The 6,540-nt window shown below is 64.2% G+C and carries 5 protein-coding genes and 2 pseudogenes; 2 read left to right on the plus strand and 5 right to left on the minus strand.

Annotation, left to right across the window (positions count from 1 at the left end; genetic code table 11):
* Positions 1-3: 3 nt before the first annotated feature.
* The 3 genes from AiwAL_RS15865 to AiwAL_RS15875 all read right to left on the minus strand — a co-directional run bounded on the left by AiwAL_RS15865 (position 4) and on the right by AiwAL_RS15875 (position 3,374).
* Entirely contained in the window at positions 4-1,746 is a 1,743-nt protein-coding gene (locus tag AiwAL_RS15865) for a PQQ-binding-like beta-propeller repeat protein (RefSeq protein WP_262313048.1), read from the minus strand.
* Between the two features lie 115 nt (positions 1,747-1,861).
* The gene (locus tag AiwAL_RS15870) at positions 1,862-2,410 is read right to left on the minus strand and encodes a DUF1697 domain-containing protein (protein ID WP_262313049.1); all 549 of its coding nucleotides are present in this window, start codon (positions 2,408-2,410) and stop codon (positions 1,862-1,864) included.
* 52 nt (positions 2,411-2,462) lie between these two features.
* On the minus strand, positions 2,463-3,374 hold the full coding sequence (locus AiwAL_RS15875; RefSeq protein WP_235705420.1) for a LysR family transcriptional regulator: 912 nt from the start codon (positions 3,372-3,374) through the stop codon (positions 2,463-2,465).
* Between the two features lie 114 nt (positions 3,375-3,488).
* Between AiwAL_RS15875 and AiwAL_RS15880 the strand changes: the two genes are divergently transcribed.
* Both AiwAL_RS15880 and AiwAL_RS15885 read left to right on the plus strand, forming a co-directional pair.
* Entirely contained in the window at positions 3,489-4,331 is an 843-nt protein-coding gene (locus tag AiwAL_RS15880; protein ID WP_262313050.1) for an oxidoreductase, read from the plus strand.
* 74 nt (positions 4,332-4,405) lie between these two features.
* Positions 4,406-4,708, plus strand: a pseudogene (locus AiwAL_RS15885) (SDR family NAD(P)-dependent oxidoreductase); the annotation flags it as partial.
* Between the two features lie 235 nt (positions 4,709-4,943).
* On the opposite strand, the gene AiwAL_RS15890 reads toward AiwAL_RS15885, so the two are convergent.
* Entirely contained in the window at positions 4,944-5,819 is an 876-nt protein-coding gene (locus AiwAL_RS15890; protein WP_262313051.1) for an aldo/keto reductase family oxidoreductase, read from the minus strand.
* A gap of 318 nt (positions 5,820-6,137) precedes the next feature.
* A pseudogene (locus AiwAL_RS15895) lies at positions 6,138-6,409 on the minus strand (ATP-binding protein); the annotation flags it as partial.
* Between the last annotated feature and the right edge of the window lie 131 nt (positions 6,410-6,540).

Raw genomic sequence — 6,540 nt, forward strand, 5'->3', positions numbered from 1 at the left:
CCGTCACCCGCCGGGCAGCCCGAACACCACGATCCTGCCCGGCCCTGTACTCAGCCGCCAGCCGATCGGCGCGTCCATCCCCGCTGCGACCGCGACATATTGCCGGCCGCGATCGGCATAGGTGATCACGCCGCCGCCGATCGGCTGACCGGTATCGTATCGGTAGAGCAGGGCGCCGGTGCGCTGATCGAGCGCCATGAACAGGCCGTTCAGATCGCCGGTGAACACCACCCCGCCTTCGGTCGGGGTGGTGCCCGCCAGCATCGGCCTGCTGTCGTGCAGACGCCACAACACCGCGCCGGTGCGCGCACTGACCGCGGTGATCCAGCCGGAATAACGGTTCGCGCGCAGACCATAGGGATGGATGCGGCTGGTCGAGCCGGTCCAGGGCAGGCCCTTGCGGCCCTTGAGTGCATTCGCCGCAATGACGCGAACGGTGGTGCACCAATCCACGGCGTTGACATAGAGCGCGTCGGTTTGCGGCGAATAGGCCGGGCTGCTCCACTCCACCCCGCCCTCGATTCCGGGGCAAAATCGGGTGCCCCGCGGCGTCATCGGCGCGCGCGTGTTGAATCGCGTCGTTATCGCGGTTTTCACCGCCAGTTTTCCGGTCTCGCGGTCGAGCGCATAGAGAAATCCGTCCTTGCCGGCGGCCACCAGCAATTTGCGTCCCCTTGGCGTGGTAATCAGCTCGGGCGCAGCCGCCATGTCCCAGTCGTGAACATCGTCGCCGCTGAGAAACTGGTGCCAGAAGCGCACGCTGCCGGTGCGCGCATCGAGCCCGATCACGCCATAGGCATAATCGTTCGCGCCGGGGCGCAACGATTTCAGGAAATCGGGCGCCGCGTTGCCGGTCGGCGCATAAAGAATCCCGGTGCGCGGATCGATCGCATAGGAGGTCCAGGTCGCCGCCCCGCCGCGCGGATGCTCGAAGCTCGTCGCCTGCCAGGTGGCGGCAGCGCGTCCGTTGCTCGGGATCAGCGGTGTGGACCACAGCATCAGACCGGTTCGCGCATCGAACCCCATCATCCGTCCCGCCACGCCGAAATTATCGCCGCCGGCATTGCCGATGAACACCATGCCGTGCCAGACGATCGGAGCGGCGGGAAACGTCTCGCCGATCGCGGGGTCGCCGATCGGCACGTTCCACACGGTGCCTCCGGTCGCTGCGTTCAGCGCATAGAGTCTGCCGTCGTTCGAGCCGCGAATCAGCAGCCCGTGCCAATAGGCAAGGCCGCGATTGACCTGATTCGGGTCGAGCGGCACCCGGCGCACGAGGTGATAGATGTGCTCCCAACGCAACCGGCAGGTTCGCGCGTCGATCGCATAAGTGTGCTGTTGGGTGGTGACATAGAGCGTGCCGGCGATTTCCAGCGGCGTGCCTTGAAGATCGGTCGCGTCGGCGAGGCGGAAATCGCAAAGCGGGCGCAGTTCGTCGACATTCGCCGTGGTGATCCGGTCGAGCGGCGAGAACCGATCGCCTTCCAGCGTGCGATTATAGCTGCCCCAGTCGGTCGCCGGATCAGGTGAGGCGGGCAGGGGCGCGCCCGGTGCGTAATCCGGCCCGGCAATCGTGCGCGACGTGCCGATCGGCGGCGGCGGCATCGGCCCCGCGATCACCTCGCGCAGATACTGGTTCGGCGACGCGATCAGCGCGTCCAGATACCGATAATGCAGATGCGCGCAGCCCGAGAGGACGAATCCGAGAAGCGCCAGCGGAACCATGCGTTTCGCCAAGCCGTTCATACCCCGCAATCCCGTGCCACGGTTCCGTCCTTTCGCCGCATCGCCGGGCGGCCTTTCCGCCATGTTATCGTATGGATCAGCAATCCGTGCATCGGACAAGACGGTTTCCGAAAACCTAACTCCGCGCTGCGATCATCTCGCGGATCTTCAGCACGGTGTTCCGGTTGCGGCCGGTCGTCGGCGAGCCGCAGGCCTTGTCGATGAGGGACGGGCTCAGCTTCGAGCCATGAACGCCCGCCGCGCCGTAATCGATCCAGAGCGCGCCGCCGGCCAGGCGGACCCGCTCCCCGCTTTGCGCCCGTCGCGCCAGGATGTCTGCGGCGCCCGGATCGACCGCGTCGCGGGACAGATACAGATGCACCATTTTCGCCGGAACCTCGGCGTTCCCGGCGAAGGGATCGGCCGCGACATATCGCTCCCAGCCGGCGGCTTCGCGCACGATGACATCGACCGCGAATCCCGCCTGCGCGGTCAATCCCTTTTCCAGCAAGCTTCGCACATCGTCCGCGCCGCCTTCGGCATCGACGATCAGATTGCCGCTCTGGATATAGGTTTGCGGCCGTTCCATCCCGAGCGCAAGGCACAGGGCACGCAAATCCGCCATCGGCAGCTTGCGTGCCGAACCCACATTGATGCCGCGCATCAATGCCACGAATGTCCGCATGACTTCCTTTCGCTTTCTTCCGGCGTCCGATGGTTCATTTGACCCCGCCAGCTCAGCCCGACATCATTCCTCTTGAAATTCTGCGAACCGTGTCGATGAACGCCCTCAGCTTCGGCATTTCCGACGCATATCGCGGAAAATACAGGAACAGGCCCGGTTCTTCGATGCTGGCCGCCGGCAGAACCTGCCGCAACTGGCCCGCGCGCAAATCCTTCCGAACCAGCGGCTCGAAGATATAGGCGATGCCGACACCAAGCAGCGCCAGCTCGCGGGCATATGTGGAATCGGTCACTCGCACGCTGCCGCTCACCGCGACCGCGACTTCGCGGCCCCGATCCATCAGATCCCAGGCATAGGCTCCGCCGGACGAGATCAGGCGATATCCGATGCAGTTATGCACCGCGAGGTCGGCGATCGTCCCCGGTGCGCCGCGCGCTTCAAGATAATCCGGCGCGGCGACCATGATCGCCTTGAACGGGCCGGTCAGGCGGATCACAATCATGTCCTGCGCGATCATCTCGCCCAAACGAACGCCGGCATCGAACCCTCCGGAGACGATATCGGCGAGGCATTCGTCCGAGGTCACCTCGATCGTCAGATCGGGGTGAAGCCGGCTCATCGCGACGATCGCCGGCGTAATTGCGAGCGGCAGCGCCACGCGCGGCGCATTGAGCCGCAGCACGCCCGCGACCCGTCCCTTCGCCGCCTGGACGTGCTCGACACTTTCTTCGATCGTCGCGATGGCGGGGCCGATCGCGGCGACGAAGGCCTTGCCAGCTTCCGTCAGGGCGACGCTGCGCGTCGTCCGCAGGAAGAGCGGCTGACCCAACCGATCCTCGACCGCCCTGACCGCGTGGCTCACCGCCGAGGGACTCATGTTCAGCACTGCCGCCGCCGATGCGAAGCCACCCCGGCGGGCGACTGTCAGCACGATGGGAAAATGGTTCAGCAGACCGCGCTCCATTCATGCATCATATCGAATGGTCATGTCGATTTGAACCATCTGGAAAGCGAATGCGTCAGCGGCCAGATTGCCGAGCATTCAGCAGAACGCACTTTCCGTGGAGAAGACATCCCGATGGCCGCCAAGACCTGGTTCATTACCGGCGCTTCGTCCGGCTTCGGCCGTGCCTTCGCCGAGCACGCTCTGGCCCGAGGCCACAATGTCGTGGCCACCGCCCGGCACGTCGCGGCGCTTGCGGCACTCGCCGCTTCCGCCCCCGATCGCGTCCTGGTCCGTGTGCTCGACGTGACCCGCATCGGCGACGCGGAAGCGGCGGTCGAGGCGGCCATCACCCGTTTCGGACGCATCGATGTGCTGATCAACAATGCCGGCTACGGCATCGTCGGCGCGTTCGAGGAAACCCCGGATGCCGAGCTGCGCGCGCTGATGGAGACGAATTTCTACGGCGCCGTGAATGTCACCCGCGCGACGTTGCCGGCGCTGCGCGCCCAGCGGAGCGGCGCCATCGTCAACATGTCGAGCCTCGGCGGACAATTATCGTTCGCGGGCTTCAGCGCCTATTCGGCGACGAAATTCGCGATCGAAGGCGCGAGCGAAGCTCTGGCACAGGAGCTGGCGCCCTTCGGCATCAAGGTGCTGATCGTCGAACCGGGTCAGTTCCGAACCAATCTCGCCGGGCCGAACATGCGCCACATGCCGGTGATCGACGCCTATCGCGACGTCACCGGCGCCACGCGCGAATTCGCGCGTGCCATGAACGGTACCCAGGACGGCGATCCTCGGAAAGCGGCGGCCGCGATCGAGGCCGCTCTCGATGCGCCGGACACGCCGCTGCGCCTGCAACTCGGCGCCGACGCGGTGGACGCCATTCAAAGCCATGGTGAGACCCTGCTGAAGGCTCTCGCGACATGGGAAACGCTTGCAAGAAGCACGAACCTCAGCGCCGGCAAGGTATAACTTTAAGTTAGGGAATTCAAAATGCAAACAGGTAAACTGAACGGCAAAGTTGCTCTGGTGACGGGGCCTCATCCGGCATCGGTGAGGCGACCGCGCTGGCGCTTGCGGCCCGGCGCATCGAACGGCTGCACAACCTGGCCGATCGCATCCGTCAAGCCGGAGGCGAGACGTTGCCGATCGAAGCGGACGTGACGAACGAGGCGCAGGCGTCGGTGATGGTTGCGCGCGTCCTGCAAGAGTATGGTCGGCTCGACATTTTGCTTGCCGTCGCCGGTGTCGGCGTTGCCGCTCCATTCCAGAACACGCATCCCGCCGAATATCGCCAGATGGTCGACGTCAATATCCTGGGGTTGCTCTATCCGACCCAGCAAGCCTGACGGACGCCCGCTGCGCCCGACACCATGGGACCGGCAGATATCTAAAATCCGCATCTCCTCGGTCGAGCGGAGCGCGCTTGACAGACGACCAATAGGGCTTGAGCCCCCACTGTTACTACGCCAATCGGCGGCTGTGTCGCTGCATATCGCATTATCGCGCCGAATCGACGGCCCTTGCGAGCCGAGAACGACGAAGAAGGTAACCGTGTCTGCACATTGGCTACCTCAATGTCTGCTAACGCCTAATCGTGCCGATTTCCGCCAGCTCGGAGCGGATATCCTCCGTGAGGGCGAGCTCGGCCGCCGCCAGATTCTCCCGCAGATGGTCCGGTGACGACGTGCCCGGAATGAGGAGGATATTGGGCGCGCGCGCCAGCAGCCAGGCGAGCGCGACCTGCATCGGCGTCGCATCGAGCCTTTCGGCCACGGCCGACAAGGTCTCGGACTGGAGCGGCGTGAAGCCGCCGAGTGGGAAGAAGGGCACGTAGGCGATGCCCTGCCGGCCGAGTTCGTCGATCAGCTTGTCGTCATCGCGATGTGCGAGATTATAGTGGTTCTGCACGCATACGATCGCGGCGATGCCTCGCGCCTCCGCCACCTGAGCGGCGGTGACGTTGCTCAAGCCAAGGTGCCGGATCAGCCCCTGCCGCTGAAGGTCTGCAAGAGTTGTGAACCGCTCCGCGATCGAGCCTTCACTGGGGGCATGAACGTCTCCCATGATGCGCAGGTTTACGACGTCGAGAACGTCGACGCCGAGGTTGCGCAGATTGTCGTGCACGGCGCGGATCAGCTCGGCCGGACTCTGCGCCGGGTTCCATGACGCGTCGGGCCCTCGGACCGCGCCCACCTTGGTCACGATCACCAGGTTCCGGGGATAGGGATGCAGCGCCTCCCGGATCAGCTGGTTGGTGACGTGGGGCCCGTAGAAGTCGCTGGTGTCGATGTGATCGACGCCGGCCGCGGCGGCTGCGCGAAGCACCGCAAGCGCAATCAGGCGATCCTTCGGCGGCCCGAACACGCCGGGACCCGCCAGCTGCATGGCGCCATAGCCCACGCGCTTCACCACGCGGTCGCCAAGCGAAAAGCTGCCCGCTTTCGTGAGGTCGGTCATATTTGTCTCCAATGAAAATCCGATCCGAATATGGTCATTGACCATGTACGTGACAATCGGGCGATAACGGCACGGCTTGTCCAGGATTTCGAACAATGGCTGCTGATTTTCAGGGTCTCTCCGCGTTCCTCGCGGTGGTGCGGGCGGCCGGGTTTCGCGAAGATGCGCAAGCGGTGCTTCCGCATCGAGCCTGAGCGAGACCGCGCGGCGTCTCGAAGCCGCGCTGGACTGTTGATTTCCACTGAGAAGTGACCCGGGATTTTCATCGAGAAGTGACCCGGGTTGTACGGTGTTATGTTCCGCCTGATTGGCTCTGGGTCAAGTCACGTCTTTTCTCCCCTTTGGCTTATTGGCGGTTGCGCTTGCCCTGAACCTGAAGCTGTCGTTGCTGGTTTCGAGGATGTGGCAGTGATGCGTGAGCCGATCGAGCAGCGCGTGGTCATCTTTGCGTCGCTGAACACCTCGGCCCACTCGCTGAAGCTGAGATTGGTGGTGATGACGACGCTGGTGCGTTCGTAGAGTTTGCTCAGCAGGTGGAACAGCAAGGCACCGCCTGACGAGCTGAACGGCAGGTATCCGAGTTCGTCGATTCACGTTGAGCTCAACGTGACTCGGTTTATGTGCAGCGCGCAGTGATGTGGAGCTGGAAGGCGTCAACTCCAGCCGACGAAGGTTTGAGGGCCGCCAACTCCACATAACTCGGTTACGGAATCATAGCCGC

Source organism: Acidiphilium sp. AL (assembly GCF_025499445.1).
GTDB lineage: Bacteria > Pseudomonadota > Alphaproteobacteria > Acetobacterales > Acetobacteraceae > Acidiphilium > Acidiphilium iwatense.